We start from the raw sequence: 17,977 nt of genomic DNA on the forward strand, positions 1-17,977 counted from the left end.
ACGGCGCGCGCATCAATGGGGCGGGCCGGCTGACTCAGCCCTGCTCGCCCGGATCCGCACTGGGCCTCACGAACCAGCGCGATGCCCAGATACCAACCTCATACAGCAGGCACATGGGCACGGCCAAGGTGATCTGCGACAGCACATCCGGCGGCGTGACGATGGCGGCGATCACGAAGGCCAATACCGCGAAATAGCCCCGGAAAGAGCGCAGCTTGGCCACGGTCACCAGCTCAAAACGCACCAGCAGCAAAACGACGATGGGCACCTGAAAGGCCAGCGCAAAGGCAATGTAGAGCGAGAGAATGACGCTGACGTAGGAGGCCACGTCGGGCGTGGCGGCCACACTTTCGGGCGAGAAGCGCTGAATGAAGCCAAACATTTTGTCCAGCACGAACAGCTGCACGAAGGCAATGCCCACGTAGGCCAGAACACTGCCCATCAAGATCAGCGGCAGTGCAAAACGCTTTTCATGGCTATAAAGGCCAGGAGCCACGAACGCCCAGGCCTGATAGACCAGCCAGGGCAGGGTCACCAGCACCGCCGTCATGAACAGCACCTTCAGCGGCACCAGAAACGGGGTCAGCACCCCAACGGCAATGAGCTTGGCATCGGGCGGCATGTGTGCCCGAATGGGCATGGCAATCAAGTCGATCAGCGCGCTGGGGCCGGGCCAGGCCATCAGCACGGCAATGGCGCCCGCCAAGCCCAGGATGCAGTAGATCAGGCGGTTGCGCAGCTCCATCAAGTGCTGGACAAAGGGCTGCTCGGTGCCTGCGAGTTCGTCGTGGTCGTGGGATGGGGAAGCCATGGGGGAAGAGACGCCGCCGCCGCATGGCCATGGCGCATGGCCTGCGGGCGGCTCTATCGGTCAGGGGAAACTAGGGCCTGTGCACACTATGGGAGGATTTGCCGCCACCGGCCTGACCCGCCGAGCCGGCATGGCCGCGCGCGGCGCTGGAGCGCAGGCGGCGGCGCACCTGCTGGCGCGCCTTGTACCACTGCGGCACGGCCTGGCGGCGCAAGCGCCAGTTCTTGCGCGCCACAGGCACCGACACGGGCGCTACGGCCGTGACAAAGGCGCGTTTGCTGGCATCCTCCAGCCCATCGTCGGGCGCTGGCATGGCGGCATCGCTCTGCTGCATCGAGCCCTCCTCCCAGGATTGCAGATCGTGCAAGTCCTGCGAGATGGTGTCGACTTCTTTCTGGAAGTCGCTGGCGTGCGTACGCACCGAGTGCTCCAGATCGCGTGCAGCCTCTTCGACACTGGTTTTGACCTTGCGCAGCTCATCAAGCTCCATGGCCTGATTGACCTCGCGCTTGACCTCGTTGACGTAGCGCTGCGCCTTGCCCAGCAAGGCGCCCACTGTACGAGCCACGCGCGGCAGGCGCTCAGGCCCGATCACGATCAGCGCGACCACGCCGATCATCACCATTTTGGAAATACCCAGATCAAACATGCAGTGCCGTCATGGTCGCCGCAACAGCACACTGCACAACGCCCTTGGGCTTCAAGGCCCATGGCGCGCGCATGGCCATGCGGCAGGCCGGTGCTTCAGCTTTTTTCCTTGGCCGAGACCTCGATGGTCTCGCGGGCCACCGGGTGCTGGCTCTGGTCCTTCACCTGCTGGGCGCCTGCGACCGTGCCATTGGCGGGCGCATCCTGCCCGCCCTCACGCATGCCTTCCTTGAAGCCCTTGACGGCCCCACCCAGGTCACTGCCGATATTGCGCAGCTTCTTGGTGCCAAACACCAGCACTACCACCAGCAACACCACCAGCCAATGCCAAATGGAAAAACTGCCCATGTCGTTTCCTTTCATTCATGAGGTTCATGCGTACACGGCGGGGGCGCTGCTGCGCCTGCCACCGCTGTGCCAGGCCACTGCTTTGCCCTCACCACGGCACAGCCGGCCATTGTATGCCGCCATGCCAGGACCATTGCCGCCACGGGGCATGGCGTCGCCATGTGGCTGCGTGTGTGCACGCTTCAGGGAAGATCGCAGCCGCTGCGCAAAGCTGCGCCCTGCAGGCTCTTACTTGCGCCAGGGGCGCGGCCCGCCCATGACGTGCACGTGCAAGTGGTGCACCTCTTGCCCGCCTTCCTCGCCGGTGTTGATGACCACGCGAAAGCCCCCTTGGGGGTAAGGATTGCAGCCGCGCTGCAAGGCCAGCTCTGGCGCCTTGGCCAGTATTTTGCCCAGCAGCGGGGCATCAGCCGGGCTGGCGTGGGCCAGCGATGGCAGGTGGCGCTTGGGGATGATGAGAAAGTGCACCGGCGCAGCCGGGTTGATGTCGTCGAAGGCGACGAGGTCTTCGTCCTCGTACAGCTTCTTCGCAGGGATTTGCCCGGCCGCGATCTTGCAGAAGATGCAGTCCGGCGCGTGGCTCTGGTGGGCATCGGGGGAGGAAGTCATGGGCACGGTTCTGATGGAGTGATGAGTAACCTAGAGCGCTAGAGCGTGTTCACAAAGTGGCGCGCACGCCAACATCGGCATAGTGCGTTTGCAGCCACTGCTGAGCGGCCGTTCGGCCCAGGGAGAACAAGTCTTGCAGAAAGCGGATGTCGGCACGCAGCTTGCTATCACTGCCAAAGGGCTCGAGCAGCGAGCCGCCATCAATGCGGTGCATGCGCATGGCCTTGTAGCGGCCAGGCTCAAGTCGGCCTTCTTCCAGCAAGCGTCGCACAAACTCAATGGCGCGCAGCTCAGCCAGCAGGCTGGCATTGAAGGTAACCTCGTTAACGCGCTCTTGAATCTCAGTCATGGTGCGCGGCACGGCGTTGGTTTCGATGGGGTTGATTTGCACCAGCAGCACGTCGTCGGCCTGGGCATGGTAGATCAGCGGGTAAATGGCCGGGTTGCCCGAGTAGCCGCCATCCCAGTAATGCTCACCATCGATTTCCACGGCGTTGAACAACTGCGGCAAACAGGCCGAGGCCATCAACGCATCCAGGCTGACTTGCTCGCCTTCGAATACCTTGCTACGCCCCGTGCGCACATTGGTTGCGCCAATGAACAACTGTGGCACCAGGCCTTGGCCTTGATGACGCTGAATGGCCTCGAAATCAATCAGCCGGCGCAGCAGCGTACGCAGCGGATTGATGTCCATTGGGTTGGTCTGCGCTGGCGAGAGGGGTGACACCATCAACGGCTTGAGCCAGGGCATCCACTGCGCGGCCATGCTCGACGGCGAGGCATTGAGAAATACCCCCATCGTGCCCACGGCTTCCCAGAAAGTGCGCAGCGTCTGACGCGCCAGCTCGCAGCCGCGCGCATGGGCCTCGCGGGCATCGGTCAGGCCCAGCTCGGCGGCCTGGGCAAAGCCTGCGGCCAGCACAGTGGCATTCATGGCCCCGGCGCTGGTGCCGCTGATACCGTCGAAGCGGCAATTGCCCGCTTCCAGCAGCGCATCGAGCACGCCCCAGGTAAAAGCCCCGTGCGAGCCTCCGCCCTGCAAGGCCAGGTTGAACACTTTGATGGATCGGTCTTTTTTGGGCACAGGCGTCATGGCGCAGCGTCCGTGAAAAATTAGCCTGCACTCAGGCAGTGGTAATGGCCCGGTTCTGGTTCATGGCCACCATGCCGCGCACGATGCGCACCAAAAACCACAGCGAGACGAAGAACCACGCCACCAGGCCCGGGATGTAGAGCAGCAGGAACAGCGGCCAAGTCAGCACATACCAGAACAGCGACCAGCCCACGCTGCGGATGCGCCACTCGAAGTGGCTTTGCTGCCAGCTGCCCCTGGCATCCGGGCTCTTGACCACATCCAGAATCAGCGCCAGCAGCAGCAACAGCAGGCTGGGCTGCAGCCCCGGCAGCACGGCGCAAATGGCCACCACCAGGTGCATGCCATAGCTGATCCAGCCCAACAGCTTGAGATCACTGAGCTCCTTGGCGTCCAGCTGGCGCGCCTGCACCTCGATCACTTCATTGTCATTGGCGTTCTGCATGCCCGGCTCCTGAAAACAAAACGCAAGGCGCTCTCTACGCCTCGCGGCTGGCTATTGTGCCGCATCCCAGCCGCCGCGCCTGCTGCCGATACAATCGGGGGCTTTTTTCCGCCCTCCCTGGGCAAGGCCTGCACAATTGCAGCAGCCAAAGCGTGCGCTGCGGCTTGTGCAAGCCTTGCCTTAGCCGCAGCGCCCCTGCGCAGCGGCGCCAGCCAGCCAGCCGTTCTTTTGCCATGCCCAGTGCCGCCCCTGCCCCCATTTCCCCCATCGAGGACATCATCGCCGACATCCGCGCCGGCAAGATGGTGGTGCTGATCGACGAGGAAGACCGCGAAAACGAAGGCGACCTGGTGCTGGCCGCCGAGCACGTCAGCGCTGAGGCCATCAACTTCATGGCCCGCCATGCGCGCGGCCTGGTGTGCCTGACGCTCACGCGCGAGCGCTGCGCACTGCTGAACCTGCCGCCCATGGCCAAGCGCAATGGCACGCAGTTCGACACTGCCTTCACCGTCTCGATCGAGGCGGCCGAGGGCGTGACCACCGGCATCTCCGCTGCCGACCGCGCCCGCACCATCGCCGTGGCCGTGGCACCCAATGCCCAGGCCAGTGATCTGGTGCAACCCGGCCACATCTTCCCGGTGCAAGCCGTTGACGGCGGCGTGCTGGTGCGCGCTGGCCACACCGAGGCAGGTTGTGATCTGGCGCGGCTGGCCGGCTTGATGCCCGCCAGCGTGATCTGCGAAATCATGAAGGACGACGGCACCATGGCGCGCCTGCCCGACCTGCAAGTCTTTGCCGCCGAGCACGGACTGAAGATCGGCACCATCGCGGACCTGATCCAATACCGCAGCAGCAACGAATCGCTGATCGAGCGTGTCAGCTCGCGACCGCTGGTGACGCACTGGGGCGAATTCACCGTCCACGCCTACCAAGACCGGCTGGATCGCGCGCTGCACCTGGCGCTGGTCAAGGGCAGCTGGGATGAGCAGGAGGAAATCGCCGTGCGCGTGCACGAGCCGCTGTCCGTGCTGGATGTGCTCGACGCCCAGCGCGGCCTGCACTCCTGGAGCCTGGACGCCAGCCTGCGCTACATCCAGGCGCAGGGCAAGGGCGCGATGGTGCTGCTCAACTGTGGCGAAAGCGGCGCGCAGCTGCTCGATCAGCTCGAGGGCCGCGCCCAACCCAGCCATGCCCCGGCGCGCGGCCGCATGGACTTGCGCACCTACGGCATCGGCGCGCAAATCCTGCGCCACCTGGGCGTGGGCCGCATGCGCCTGATGGGCCAGCCACGGCGCCTGCCCAGCATCGCCGCAGGCTACAAACTCGAAATCACCGGATTCATCAACAAGGACTGACCCATGCTCGGTGCCAACAAAGGCCAAGGCGCTGCCCCATTGCTCGACGGCAGCCAACTGCGCATTGCCATCGTGCAGGCGCGCTTCAACGAAGACATTACCCAGGCGCTGTTCGACGCCGCCCATGCCGAGCTGCTCGCGCTGGGCGTGGCGGCTGAGGACATCACGCACCTGCGCGTGCCAGGCGCGCTGGAAGTGCCGGTGGCGCTGCAAGCCCTGGCCGAGACAGATGGCTACGACGCCATGATCGCGCTGGGCTGCATCATCCGCGGCGAAACCTACCATTTCGAGCTCGTGGCCAATGAATCGGGCGCCGGCGTCACGCGCGTGGGCCTGGATTACGGCATCCCCATCGCCAACGCCATCCTGACCGTGGAGAACATGGCCCAGGCCGTGGCGCGGCAAACGGAAAAAGGCGTGGATGCCGCACGCACCGCCGTCGAAATGGCCAACCTGATCGGCCTGGTCGCCATGGGGGACGAATGAACCCCTCCGCCCAGCCCCCCACCCCCAGCAGCAAGAAAAGCGCCCGTAGCCGCGCGCGCGAATTCGCACTGCAGGCCCTGTACCAGCGCCTGGTGGGCAAGAACGAAGCGCGCGACATCGACCAGTTCACACGCGGCCTCAGCGGTTTTCACAAAGCCGACTCGGCGCTGTACGACGCCCTGCTCTACGGCTGCACCGAGCAGGCCGCGGCGCTGGACGCCACCATCACCCCAGTGCTGGATCGCCCACTGAGCGAGCTATCGCCCATTGAGCACGCCATCATGTGGATGGGCGTTTACGAATTCCGGCACGCGCCGGACGTGCCCTGGAAAGTTGTCATCAACGAATATGTCGAGCTGGCCAAGGCCTTTGGCGGCACCGACGGGCATAAATACGTCAACGCCGTGCTGCACGCGCTGGCCGCCCAGCTGCGCCCGTTGGAGCTGGGCCAGCAGCCCAATCGCTGAGGGCTTGCCCCTCCAACCCCGAAATGGGCTGAAAAAGCAACGGCCTGCGGAGATTGTGAACAAGCTCCCCCCAAAGCGCAGTCCGCCGCCAGCCGCGCCCCATGCCACACACTCCCCCGCCACCCGATGCCCGGCCTGCTTGGTTTTCGCGCCAGGAGCTGGCGCTGATCCTCATCACCATGGTCTGGGGCACGACCTTCGTCGTCGTGCATGCGGCCATGCGCCACAGTGGGCCGATGTTCTTCGTCGGCCTGCGCTTCGTCACCGCCGCGCTGCTGGGCGCTCTGGTCTTCTGGCGCGCCATGCGCGGCCTGACGCGCCAAGAGCTGCTCGCTGGCAGCGCCATCGGTAGCAGCATCTTCATCGGCTACGGCCTGCAAACCTATGGCCTGCAAACCATCAGCAGCAGCCAATCGGCCTTCATCACTGCCATGTACGTGCCACTGGTGCCGCTGCTGCAATGGCTGGTGCTGCGCCGCCCGCCCCACGCCATGAGCCTGCTGGGCGTGGCCTTTGCCTTCACAGGTTTGGTGCTGCTGGCCGGGCCTGAGGCCGGCCTGGGCCTGCAAATGGAAGTGGGCGAGTGGGCCACCCTGGTGGGCGCGCTGGGCATTGCGGGCGAAGTCATCCTGATTGGCTTTTTTGCTGGCAAGGTGGACGTGCGGCGCGTGACCGTAGTGCAGCTGCTGGTAGCAGGGCTGCTTGCCTGGCTGGCCATGCCTTTGGCGGGCGAGGCCGTGCCGGCCTTCTCCTGGGTCTGGCTGCTGGCGGCCGTGGGCATGGCCTGCTCCAGCATCGTCATCCAGCTGGTCATGAACTGGGCGCAAAAAACCGTCTCGCCCACTCGCGCCACGCTGATTTACGCCGGCGAGCCCGTCTGGGGCGGCGTGGCCGGCCGCATCGCTGGTGACCGCCTGCCGCCGCTGGCCATTGCCGGCGCGGTGCTGATCGTCATCGGCGTGCTCGTCAGCGAATGGCGCCCGCGCCGGCGGCGGCCGCAGAACGTGTGATGCCCCTTGCGCTCTCGCCAGGGGTGTAAGTGCATCACCCGCTCTAGGGGGGCGTTGAGATTGGGTTTGCAAAGCGGCTTTTCGAGGCAAAAGCCGCAGATGCAAGGAAAAAATGCTTGCAAGACCTGAACACCTTGCAAGCGTTTTCAACACGGCAGTTGCGGTTTTTTGACCGGAAGCACCGCTGCAACCGCCAGTCTCAATGCTCCTCCCCCCCCGCTGGGCGCAAAAGCAACAGCCGCCCGGCCTCTCCCGGCCCCTCAGCGCCAGCGGCCCTTGCCCTAGTCCCGCAGGGCTTGGCACAATGCGCGCCTTCTTGGCCCCCGCACCCCCTTCCATCCACAAGAGCTGCCCCCATGCTCTGTTCATCCTTTCACTGACTTGTGCGCTCCACACCGCCCTGGCTGGATGCGCACTGCCGCACCCAGCCAGGGGAAAACCCTGGCCGGCCTGCCAGGGTTTTGATTTTTTGGAGCAGCACATGCGTGCCAAACCCACTGCGGGCGCCGCCCGCGCCCGAACATCCCGCCCGCCACAGCGCCCCCTGCCTGCAGCCAGCCTGCCGGTGCGCAACCCCTACGCCCGGGCGCTGGCCGCCAAGGCCAGCACAGGCGCTGGCGGCAAGCACATGCGCAGCCAGGGCGCACAGCGCCGGGCCGAGCGCATGGCCTTGCAGCACAGCCTGCGCACGCGCGACTGGGCCAGCGCCGAGTGACGGCCTCGCCCCAAAGACCAGACTTCCCCGGCCAGGTGGCGACAGCCCGCTGGCCTGCCCCTTCACGCCCATGACATCGCAGACCCAACCACCCAAAGGCAAAGACACAGGCAGCGCGGCTGAGCCACCCGCGCCACCGACCAAGCACCCCGCCAGCGCGGCGCGGCCAGGCACAGCGCCCCTGCCCGCCGCAAGCGGCGCCGAACACCAGCAGCTGATGCAGCGCCTGATGGCGCGCAGCCACGCATTGCACCAGGTCGCCCAGCAGCTCAAGCAGGAGCTGTTCGGCATTGACGCCATCATCGACCGCGTGATCGACACCATCCGCGCCTGGTACGTCATGCCCGAGTTGATCCAGCGCCCGGTGATCGTCTGCCTGTGGGGGTTGACCGGCACCGGCAAAACCCAGCTCACGCGCTCGCTGGCGCGCAAGCTGGGCTTTTACGATCGCTTCGTGGAGGTGCAGATGGACGGCTTCTCCCACGGCACCAGCAGCTGGCATGGCGCAGGCAGCATCTCGCGCATTTTGGAGAGTTCGGGCATCGACGAGGGCGAGCCGGGCATTCTGGTGCTGGACGAATTCCAGCGCTACCGCACCCTCAACGAGCAGCGCCAGGAAGTCGAAGTGCAGCGCTACCAGGATGTCTGGGCCTTGCTCTCGGACGGGCGCCTGCCGCCCTCGGTCTCCTTCCTGGGAGAGCTGGAATCGACCCTGGCCGAAGCGCGTTACGACGAGCAGCAACGCAGCCCTGGCGAGCGCCGCGCTCTGACCAAGAAGCCGCTGCGCGTGAGCGCCTACGAGGCCCAGTCACTCAAGCGTGCGCTCAAACTCAAGGAGCCGCTGCTGGAGATCATGGCCTGGTCGCCCGAGCGCGTTGAGCAGGAGCTGGCGCGCGTGCGCGGCAGCGAACAAAGCTGGGAGACGGACTACAGCCGCCTGCTGATCTTCGTCTGCGGCAACCTGGACGAGATGTACGAATCGCTGGCGCGGCGCGTGGAGGACTGCGACACCGACGCCGACGTGTTTCACAGCCACAGCCTGCGACTCTCGCTCATCGACGTCAAACGCGCCCTGGCGCAGCGCTTCAAGCCCGAGCAGGTCGCGCGCCTGGGCAATCAGCACCTGATCTACCCCTCGCTCAACCGCGCCGCCTACACGCGCATCATCGACGAGCACTGCGCACAGTACACAGAGCAAATGCAGCACAGCACCGGGCTGCGCTTTGTGATCACGCCTGAAGTGCGCCGCGAGATTTACGCCAATGGCGTCTTCCCCGCTCAGGGCACGCGGCCGCTGTTCTCCACCCTGCATGCCGTGCTGGGCACACCGCTGGTCAATGCCGCCGTCTGGGCCCTTGGTCTGGGTGCGCCAGCGGGCAGCACCGTCGAAGTGCGCCTGGGCGCAGACGGCCAGAGCCTGTGCGCACACGCGCTGGGCCAGCAACTGCACTGCCCCGTGGCCTTCGAAGTGCGCACGCTGCGCCAGCGCACGCTGACCGACTTTCGCGCCCTGCTGGCCGTGCATGAGGCCGGTCATGGCCTGGTGCATGCGCTGCTGTTTGGCAGCGCGCCGCAGGAAATCCGCATCAACGTCGCCAGCTTTGAGGGCGGCTACGCCATGTTCAGCGACCTGCAATCGTGGTCGCGCAGCAACTGGCTTGATCGCATCGCTGTTTGCCTGGCCGGGCGCGCAGCTGAAATCGTGGTCTTCGGCGCCGATGCCTGCTCCAGCGGCGCTGAGCAAGACATCCAGCACGCCACCGAATACGCCAGCCGCTTCGTGCGATTCCTCGGCTACGGCGAGCGCCTGGCGCGCACCGACGTGACCAGCGAAACGAACGAGCACCTCAACACCGACGTGCAACCCAGCAACCTGGCCATTGAAGCCATCCTGCAGGCGCAGATGGAGCGCAGCACGGCGCTCATCGCCGCGCACAGCCAGCAACTGCTGGCCCTGGTGGATGAGCTCATGCGCCACGGCGAGCTTGGCCGCCAACGACTGGCCGAACTGCTGGGCGTGCCCATGGCGCCACAGGACCCGATGGTGCTGACCGACTACGCCCAGCGACTGCAAACCTTTGCCCAGCGCGACCTGGCGCACGACACGCCCAACTCTTGAGGCGGCACAGGCAAGGCCTGCGCACACCACCGCGCCGTGCTCCCCTGTGTCGGACTCAGGCAGACCCTCCATGGCGGCGCAGCAACAGCGCCAGGCTGCCAGATCGGGCGCAAACCCAGGCTGGCCTTATGATGCGCCTCGCAGTCATCCCAGCCTCTGGCGCCTGCGCCAAGGCTGCAATACAAGGCAAGAGCCCAAGGAGTGAGGAACATGGTCAGCACTTTCGTGCCACCGCCAATCGCGGCCGTCGACGCCGAGCAGCACGCCCTGCTGGAGCGCAAGCTGCACGCCGTCGAGGCCCTGTGCGCCCAGGCGCCGCAGAACGCCGAGCTGCACTGGCAACGCGCCTGCCTGCTGGAGCAGCTGGGCCGACTCGATGCACTGCGCGACGCGCTGCAGGCCACGCTCAAGCACCGGCCCGACCATGTGCAGGCAGCGCTGCTGCAAGTGCGCGTTGGTCAGCGCGGCGACCGGCTGGACATCGACGCCAGCGCCTTGGACCCCACCGAGGCCGCAGCCCTGCAAGAGCGCCAGCAAGAGCTCGACCGCCACGTGGCGCGCCGCAACGAGGCGCTGCTGCGCCGCCTGCGCGCACTGGAGCCCGACAACACCGACGTGCTGGCGCTGCTGGCCCAAACCCTGACGCAGCAGCCCTCGCCGCCAGCGGAAAAACTGCGCGAGGCCCAGCTGCTGCTCGACCGCGCCATTGACCTCGCGCCTGAGCGCATCGACCTGCTCAAACAGCGCGCGCACCGCCTGCGCCAGCAGGCCTTGCTCGATCCGGCACAGGCCGCGCAACTGCCGCCCGAGCAAGTGGTGCGCACCTCGCACGGGCACTACTATGAGCGCGCCGGCCTGGAGCACGCCTGCGCCGACTGGCAGCGCTGCCTGGCGCTGAGCGCGCAGCCCAGCATCACCACCCGCGTGGGCATGTGCCTGCACGAGCTGGGCCATTTCGAGCAAGCCGTGGCCACTTACGACCGCGTACTGGCCCGGATGGACCCCCGCCACCCTGGCTACACCCACGTGCAAAGGCTGCGCCGCCGCTCACAAGAAGGCGGCTGCGGCGGCAGCAGCGAGACCTGCTCTTGCGAGGGCATGAGCACGGCGCTGGCCGATAGCCTGGACGAAGGGCCTCACAGCCAGGCTCAACAAGCCCAGCCCGCCCCGGTGGCCGCCCAGGCCAACGCCGCCCAGGCTGAGCTGACGCAGGACGCCAATGCAGCGCACCATGCCAGTACAGCCGACGCGGCCAGTGCGACCAGCGCCCCGGCGCAGCCCCAGCCAGACGCCCCCACGCCCCAGCAAGCAATCGTGCAGCATGTCCAACTGCCCACGGAAAAGGAAAAAAAGCGCCGCGGCAGCCGCAAACGCAGCGAAGCTGCGCCCGCCAACCAAAGCGCGGCCAGCACCGAGGCCGGCGATGCCCGCACGCAGCAGGCCATCTCCATCGCCCAGCTGTTCCTCAACGAGGCCTACAAGGACGCCTCCGGCCTGCGCGCCGTACAGCCCGGCGACTATCCGGCCGGGCAGCGCCGCCTCATCGACAAGATTGGCGCGGCCCTGAGCGCCACAGGCCTGCGCCACCTGGCCGATGCCGAAGCCAGCGGCCTGTCCAAGCTGCTCGGCCAGCCCACCTTGGTACGCATCTACACCGATGCGCGCGGTGAAACCGGCGTGGCCGCCTTCGTCATCAGGCCCCAATGGCCGGGCCTGCTGGGCTTTGCACTGCGGGCCTTGCGCGGGCAATGGAAAGCCCAGGCCATGCTCAGTTGTGAAACCCTGCTCGAATCGGGCAGCCTCATCATCACGCAGTGGGACAGCCCTTCGCCCTTCCAGTACGAGCCGCCGGTCTATCTGGAACGCCTGCCCGCCCGCACCCCAGTGCACAAAGTGCTGCAGCGCCACCAGCAAAAGATTGCCGCACACATGCTGATGCACCCGGAAGACGCCATCGTTTGCGCCCAGGATCTGGCAGCCATCGAGGCCCGTTGGCATCGCAGCCAGCACATCCGCCGCGCCCAGCGCAAGGCCGTGGGCTACGCCACGCAGGCTGAGCTCAAGCAGCTACTGGGCCCCAAGCATTACTTGTCCATGGCCGCCAGCGTGCGCCTGCAACTGCAGCGCCTGGCGCGCGATTACGAGGCCGGCTGGGACAGTGCACCGCAGACCCAGCTGTAAAAGCCTGTTCAAAATCTCGGCGCGAGTGGGCAAGAAGCGGTTTGGGGTGGGCTGCAAGGCGCAAAACGCAGCCATAGCTGCTGGGGCTATGGCGAAGCTTTGCAACGCAGCAGAGCGCCCAAATCCGCGCTCTTGACCGCCGTGCAAAGATTTTGAACAGGCTCTAAGAAGAGCCCCTGCCCTTGCAGGCCCAATCCAGGCTTTGGGAAGACGGCGCACATTGCTGCACCATGGAGAGCATCCACAGCGCGAGGGTGCGGAAACTGCACCACAATGGCGGCCCACTGATTTGTTAGAGCGCATGACAACCCCTGGCGCCGCCATCACCTGCTGTTCGTAGCCCCATGTCCAACGTCTTCAACTTCACCTTTGTTCCCTGGTTCCGCTCGGTCGCGCCTTACATCCACAAGTTCCGGCACCAGACCTTCGTCGTCGGCATCTGCGGCGAGGCCATCGCCGCAGGCAAGCTGCAGAACCTGGTGCAGGATCTGGCGCTGGTGCACAGCATGGGGGTGAAGATCGTGCTGGTGCATGGTTTTCGCCCGCAGGTCAACGAGCAGCTGCTGGCCAAGGGCCACCAGCCGCAGTACTACAAGGGCCATCGCATCACCGATCCGGTGACGCTGGACTGCGCGCAGGAGGCCGCCGGGCAGCTGCGCTTTGAGATCGAAGCCTGCTTCAGCCAAGGCCTGCCCAATACCCCGATGGCCGGCTCCAAGGTGCGCGTGATCTCGGGCAACTTCATCACTGCGCGGCCCATGGGCATCCTCGACGGGGTGGATTTCCAGCACACTGGCAAGGTGCGCAAGGTCGACGCCGACGGCATCCGCCACGCGCTGGAGATGGACTCCATCGTGCTGCTCTCGCCGTTTGGCTCCTCGCCCACGGGCGAGGCCTTCAACCTGGGCATGGAGGAGGTGGCCAGCTCCATCGCCATTGCGCTCAAGGCCGACAAGCTGCTGTACGTCTGCGAGCTGCCAGGCATCCGCCAGCAGCCCGACCAGCCGCCTGCCGAGGACAACCCCATCGTCACCGAAATGACGCTGGCCGATGCGCGCGCGCTGCTGCAGCGCTCGCCACAGGCCGAGCAGCCCACGGATACGGGCTTTTACCTCAGCTACTGCATCAAGGCCTGCGAAGGCGGCGTGGAACGCAGCCACATCATCCCTTATGCGGTCGATGGCTCGATGCTGTTGGAAATCTACGTGCACGACGGCATTGGCACCATGGTGGTGGACGAGCGCCTGGAGGAAGTGCGCCAGGCCACAGCCGACGACGTGGCCGGCATCCTGCAGCTGATCGAACCATTCGAGAACGACGGCACGCTGGTCAAGCGCAGCCGCACCGACATCGAGCGCGACATCAACAACTACACCATCGTCGAGCACGACGGCGTGATCTTCGGCTGCGCGGCGCTCTACCCTTACCCCGAGGAGCGCACCGGCGAAATGGCCTCGGTCACCGTCTCACCGCACGCCCAGGGCCAGGGCGATGGCGAGAAGCTGCTCAAGCGCATCGAGCAGCGCGCCCGTGCGCAAGGCCTCAAAAGCATCTTTGTGCTGACCACGCGCACCATGCACTGGTTCATCAAGCGCGGCTTCGAGACCGTGGATCCGGACTGGCTGCCGCAGGCGCGCAAGGAAAAGTACAACTGGAGTCGCAAAAGCCGCGTGCTGGTCAAGCATTTGTGATGCGGCAAGCGGCGCGGAGAACAAGCCGCCGCTGCGCCTGCGGGCCGCAGACATTCGGCCTTGGGCTGTACGCAGGCACCCCCGTCAGGACGCTGGCTGGGGCTGGCGGGCGTGGTAATCCTTGATGGCCTGTGCCACCTGCGGCACAAGCGCCGGACCCTGGTAGATCAAACCGCTGTAGATCTGCACCAAGTCGGCTCCGGCCTTGACTTTTTCCAGGGCGTCCTCGGCGTCCATGATGCCGCCCACGCCGATGATGGGCACCTGCGGGCCCAGCGCCTGGCGCAGCTGGCCAATCACCGCCGTGCTGGCCTGGCGCACCGGCGCGCCGCTGACGCCGCCGACCTCACTGCCGTGGGTGAAGGCTTGCACCTCGTCGTGGTTGACGGTGGTGTTGGTGGCGATCAACCCATCGACCTGGTGGCGCTGCACGATGGCGGCGATCAGGGCCACCTGCTCCTCGCTCAAATCCGGCGCGATCTTCAGGAACATCGGCTTGTGCGGCTGCGATTGCTTGAGCTGCTCGCGCCGCTCGGTCAGCGCGTGCAGCAGCGCATCGAGCGAGGCGTTGGACTGCAGATCGCGCAGATTCTTGGTGTTGGGCGAGCTGATGTTGATGGTGACGTAGTCCGCATGGGGGTAAACCGCCTCCAGACAGGCCAGGTAATCATCGGCCGCACGCTCAATCGGCGTGGCCGCGTTCTTGCCGATGTTCAGCCCCAGGCGCAGCGCCGGCTGGCCTTCAGGTTGCACCTGGCGACGCACCACCGAGCGCTGCACGTTGCGCAGAAACGCCTCCAGCCCCTGGTTGTTGAAGCCCATGCGATTGATGATGGCGCCGGCTTCGCGCACGCGGAACATGCGCGGCTTGGAATTGCCCTTTTGCCCCAGCGGCGTGACGGTGCCGACCTCGACAAAGCCAAAGCCCATGGCCGCCAGGCCATCGATGCAGCGGGCATTCTTGTCCAGCCCGGCCGCCAGCCCCACTCGATTGGGGAACTCCAGGCCGGCAACAGTGACCGGGTCAAGCACGGTCTTCTGGGCATATAAGCGCCGCAGCAGCGGGCGCGACTGGGTTTTCTTGATCCAGTCCAGGGCAAAGTCATGGGCCTTTTCTGCATCCAGCGCAAACAGAAAAGGCCGAATCAGCGGGTACAAATCCATGCCGGCGAGTGTAAATGAAGGCAGGGCCCACTTTGCCGCTGGGCTCGTACAGGACATCCCCAGGAAAAGGCCGCAAGGCGGCCTGCGAAAAGTAATAATGCGCCCCCGCGCACGGCCGGGCAGGCTGGCGCTTTTTGCAGCAAACCCGCACACCCCATGGATCAAGACACCCTCAAGGCCCGCGTGGCCCAGGCCGCGCTGGATTACGTGCCCGCGCACGGCATCCTCGGCGTCGGCACCGGCTCGACCGTCAACCACTTCATTGCTGCGCTGGCGCAGGCAGCCATCCCCTTGCGGGGCGCAGTCTCCAGCTCCGAGGCCAGCACCGCGCTGCTGCGCCAGGCGGGCATCCCCGTGCTCGAAGCCAGCGCCGTCGAGCGCCTGCAGTGCTACATCGACGGCGCCGACGAGATCGACCCGCAAGGCTGCATGATCAAGGGCGGCGGCGCGGCGCTCACGCGCGAGAAAATCGTCGCCGACCTGGCCGAGCGCTTCATCTGCATTGCTGATGCCAGCAAGCAAGTGCCGGTGCTGGGGCGCTTTCCGCTGCCGGTCGAAGTCGTGCCCATGGCCAGCGCCCAGCTGGCGCGCCGCTTTACCCCACTGGGCGGCCAGGCCAGCCTGCGCCTGCGCGCGGACGGCCAGCCGCTGGTGACCGACAACGGCATGCACATCCTGGACGTGCGCGGCCTGCAAATCCACCAGCCACTGGCGCTGGAGCAGGAAATCTCGGCCTGGCCGGGCGTGGTCACCGTCGGCATCTTCGCGCGCCACAAGGCCAGCATTTGCCTGCTGGGCAGCGCCGACGGCGTGCAGACGCTGCGCTTTGACTAGAGCGTGTTATGCACGACAAGGCCCATGGCCGCACCCGTGCGAAAATCCCCCCTTTTTTGCGTGGCAGGCTTGGCCAGCCCGCCTGCCCGCGCCGTCTTTTTGAATGAGAGAGAGCAAGCACCATGGAAGCAGAACGCATCAACCAAATCAAAGCCAGCCTGGAAGACCTGAGCGCGCGCACCCAGGACTTACGGAGGTATCTTTGACTTCGATGCCAAGTTCGAACGCCTGAGGACGGTCAATGCCGGCCTGGAAGACCCGGCCGTCTGGAACGATCCGAAGAAAGCCCAGGAACTGGGCAAAGAAAAAAAGCTGCTCGACGGCGTAGTGCTCACGCTCGAGCGCCTGACGCAGGAGCTGAGCGACAACAGCGAGCTGTTCGACATGGCCCGCGAGGAAGGCGATGACGCCAGCCTGGAGGCCATCGAGGCGCTGGTCGAGGCGCTGCGCCCGGATGTGGAGGAGCTGGAGTTCCGCCGCATGTTCAGCCAGGAGGCCGACCCGCTGAACTGCTTCATCGACATCCAGGCCGGCGCCGGCGGCACCGAGGCCTGCGACTGGGCCAGCATGCTGCTGCGCCAGTACCTCAAGTACGCCGAACGCAAGGGCTTCAAGACCAGCATGGAAGACGAAACCCCAGGCGACGTGGCCGGCATCAAGGGCGCGACCATCAAGGTCGAGGGCGAATACGCCTACGGCCTGCTGCGCACCGAAAGCGGCGTGCACCGACTGGTGCGCAAGTCGCCGTTCGACTCCTCGGGCGGGCGCCACACCAGCTTTGCCTCGATCTTCGTCTACCCGGAAATCGACGACTCCATCGAGATCGAGATCAACCCGGCCGACGTGCGCGTGGACACCTACCGCGCCAGCGGCGCCGGTGGCCAGCACATCAACAAGACCGACTCGGCCGTGCGCCTGACGCACATCCCCACCGGCATCGTCGTGCAATCTCAGGACAGCCGCAGCCAGCACAGCAACCGCGACATGGCCTGGCAGCGCCTGCGCTCCAAGCTCTACGACTTCGAGATGCGCAAGCGCCTGGAAGACCAGCAAAAGCTCGAAGACAGCAAGACCGACGTGGGCTGGGGACACCAGATCCGCAGCTACGTGCTGGACAACAGCCGCATCAAGGACCTGCGCACCGGCGTGGAAATCTCCAACACGCAAAAAGTGCTGGACGGCGACCTGGACGCCTTCATCGAGGCCTCGCTCAAGCAAGGCGTGTAAAGCGCCGGCCGTGCGGGCATCCTGCCCCGGCTGCGCCCCATCTTTTCGGTTGTGTTTTTGGGGCGTTTTGGGGCATTTCCTGAGTGCGCGCACTCCGGAAGACGGCTGAACAGACCATAAAATCAAGCCCATGTCTTCCCCTTCTGCCATGGATTTGACCGGCCACTTCCTCATCGCCATGCCTGGCCTTGAGGATGAGCTGTTCGGCGGCAGCGTGGTGTATGTCTGTGAGCACAACGACAAGGGTGCGCTGGGGTTGATCGTCAACAAGACCACGGACATCAGCGTGCGCCACCTGTTCTCGCGGCTGGAACTGGCGCTGCCGCGCGATGACCTGGCCGACATGCCGGTGTTGCTCGGCGGCCCGCTGCACCAGGATCGCGGTTTCGTGCTGCACGATGCCGACCCCGGCGCCGATGGGCAGGATGCCTGGCCTTATGCCTCCACCCTGCCGGTAGGCGACGGCTTGGCCATGACCTCCTCGCGCGATGTGATGGACGCGCTGAGCCAGGGCGGCGGCCCGCGCAAGGCGCTGCTGGCGTTGGGCTGCGCCTCGTGGGACGAGGGCCAACTCGAAAGCGAGCTGGCCGCCAATGCCTGGCTGACCGTCAAAGCCGATCAGCAACTGCTGTTCGAGCTCGCGCCGCAGCAGCGCTATGCCAGGGCCTTCGAGCTGCTGGGCATCGACCCGCAGCGCATCGTGCCGATGGTGGGCCATGCCTGAGAGCTTGCCCACAGCCTCCACAGAATCCTGGTTGCGCCGCGCACTGGCAC

The 17,977-nt window shown here is 65.8% G+C and carries 18 protein-coding genes; 11 read left to right on the forward strand and 7 right to left on the reverse strand.

All coding sequences use genetic code 11. The features are described 5' to 3' along the window. Positions 1-34: 34 nt before the first annotated feature. The 6 genes from tatC to CK620_RS06630 all read right to left on the reverse strand — a co-directional run bounded on the left by tatC (position 35) and on the right by CK620_RS06630 (position 3,954). Positions 35-811 carry a twin-arginine translocase subunit TatC gene (gene tatC / locus CK620_RS06605; protein WP_095549658.1) on the reverse strand — a complete coding sequence of 259 codons (777 nt, stop codon included), beginning with the start codon at positions 809-811 and terminating at the stop codon, positions 35-37. A gap of 70 nt (positions 812-881) precedes the next feature. Next, entirely contained in the window at positions 882-1,460 is a 579-nt protein-coding gene (gene tatB / locus CK620_RS06610; RefSeq protein WP_095549659.1) for a Sec-independent protein translocase protein TatB, read from the reverse strand. 95 nt (positions 1,461-1,555) lie between these two features. Further along, complete coding sequence (gene tatA, locus CK620_RS06615) at positions 1,556-1,807, reverse strand: Sec-independent protein translocase subunit TatA (RefSeq protein ID WP_095549896.1); 252 nt, start codon at positions 1,805-1,807, stop codon at positions 1,556-1,558. Positions 1,808-2,035: 228 nt separating this feature from the next. After that, a complete protein-coding gene (locus tag CK620_RS06620) occupies positions 2,036-2,416 on the reverse strand; it encodes a histidine triad nucleotide-binding protein (protein WP_095549660.1) in 381 nt (126 codons plus the stop codon). A 49-nt stretch (positions 2,417-2,465) separates the two neighbouring features. Beyond that, entirely contained in the window at positions 2,466-3,509 is a 1,044-nt protein-coding gene (locus CK620_RS06625) for a patatin-like phospholipase family protein (protein ID WP_095549661.1), read from the reverse strand. A 31-nt stretch (positions 3,510-3,540) separates the two neighbouring features. Further along, positions 3,541-3,954 (reverse strand): DUF4870 family protein, encoded by a 414-nt coding sequence (locus tag CK620_RS06630; protein ID WP_095549662.1) that lies wholly within the window; start codon positions 3,952-3,954, stop codon positions 3,541-3,543. Positions 3,955-4,187: 233 nt separating this feature from the next. Between CK620_RS06630 and ribBA the strand changes: the two genes are divergently transcribed. From ribBA to argA, 8 genes are all read left to right on the forward strand, one after another. After that, complete coding sequence (gene ribBA, locus CK620_RS06635; protein ID WP_095543041.1) at positions 4,188-5,309, forward strand: bifunctional 3,4-dihydroxy-2-butanone-4-phosphate synthase/GTP cyclohydrolase II; 1,122 nt, start codon at positions 4,188-4,190, stop codon at positions 5,307-5,309. Between the two features lie 3 nt (positions 5,310-5,312). Continuing rightward, on the forward strand, positions 5,313-5,795 hold the full coding sequence (ribH, locus tag CK620_RS06640; protein ID WP_095543042.1) for a 6,7-dimethyl-8-ribityllumazine synthase: 483 nt from the start codon (positions 5,313-5,315) through the stop codon (positions 5,793-5,795). Further along, entirely contained in the window at positions 5,792-6,262 is a 471-nt protein-coding gene (gene nusB, locus CK620_RS06645; RefSeq protein ID WP_095549663.1) for a transcription antitermination factor NusB, read from the forward strand. The genes ribH and nusB overlap by 4 nt, the downstream gene beginning before the upstream one ends. A gap of 101 nt (positions 6,263-6,363) precedes the next feature. Continuing rightward, a complete protein-coding gene (locus CK620_RS06650; protein ID WP_095549664.1) occupies positions 6,364-7,272 on the forward strand; it encodes a DMT family transporter in 909 nt (302 codons plus the stop codon). A gap of 481 nt (positions 7,273-7,753) precedes the next feature. Beyond that, positions 7,754-7,987: a hypothetical protein gene (locus CK620_RS06655; protein ID WP_143325984.1), complete on the forward strand. Its 234-nt coding sequence runs from the start codon at positions 7,754-7,756 to the stop codon at positions 7,985-7,987. 70 nt (positions 7,988-8,057) lie between these two features. Next, positions 8,058-10,106: an AAA family ATPase gene (locus CK620_RS06660; protein WP_095549666.1), complete on the forward strand. Its 2,049-nt coding sequence runs from the start codon at positions 8,058-8,060 to the stop codon at positions 10,104-10,106. Between the two features lie 210 nt (positions 10,107-10,316). Next, a complete protein-coding gene (locus CK620_RS06665) occupies positions 10,317-12,287 on the forward strand; it encodes a tetratricopeptide repeat protein (protein WP_095549667.1) in 1,971 nt (656 codons plus the stop codon). Between the two features lie 344 nt (positions 12,288-12,631). Beyond that, entirely contained in the window at positions 12,632-13,978 is a 1,347-nt protein-coding gene (gene argA, locus CK620_RS06670; RefSeq protein WP_095549668.1) for an amino-acid N-acetyltransferase, read from the forward strand. Between the two features lie 84 nt (positions 13,979-14,062). Here the strand turns inward: argA and CK620_RS06675 are convergent, their stop codons facing one another. Beyond that, positions 14,063-15,142, reverse strand: a complete 1,080-nt coding sequence (locus CK620_RS06675; protein ID WP_095549669.1) for a quinone-dependent dihydroorotate dehydrogenase — start codon at positions 15,140-15,142, stop codon at positions 14,063-14,065. Positions 15,143-15,298: 156 nt separating this feature from the next. Between CK620_RS06675 and rpiA the strand changes: the two genes are divergently transcribed. The 3 genes from rpiA to CK620_RS06690 all read left to right on the forward strand — a co-directional run bounded on the left by rpiA (position 15,299) and on the right by CK620_RS06690 (position 17,927). Next, complete coding sequence (gene rpiA / locus CK620_RS06680) at positions 15,299-15,976, forward strand: ribose-5-phosphate isomerase RpiA (protein WP_095543050.1); 678 nt, start codon at positions 15,299-15,301, stop codon at positions 15,974-15,976. Positions 15,977-16,098: 122 nt separating this feature from the next. Further along, positions 16,099-17,203 (forward strand): peptide chain release factor 2 gene (prfB, locus tag CK620_RS06685; protein WP_143325986.1). Its coding sequence is split into 2 segments (ribosomal slippage): positions 16,099-16,179 and positions 16,181-17,203, totalling 1,104 coding nucleotides; the frame shifts between segments, so codons are not numbered across the junction. A gap of 130 nt (positions 17,204-17,333) precedes the next feature. Beyond that, positions 17,334-17,927 carry a YqgE/AlgH family protein gene (locus CK620_RS06690; RefSeq protein WP_095549670.1) on the forward strand — a complete coding sequence of 198 codons (594 nt, stop codon included), beginning with the start codon at positions 17,334-17,336 and terminating at the stop codon, positions 17,925-17,927. Positions 17,928-17,977: the final 50 nt, after the last annotated feature.

It is taken from the genome of Vandammella animalimorsus (assembly GCF_002285285.1).
GTDB classification, from domain to species: domain Bacteria; phylum Pseudomonadota; class Gammaproteobacteria; order Burkholderiales; family Burkholderiaceae_C; genus Lampropedia; species Lampropedia animalimorsus.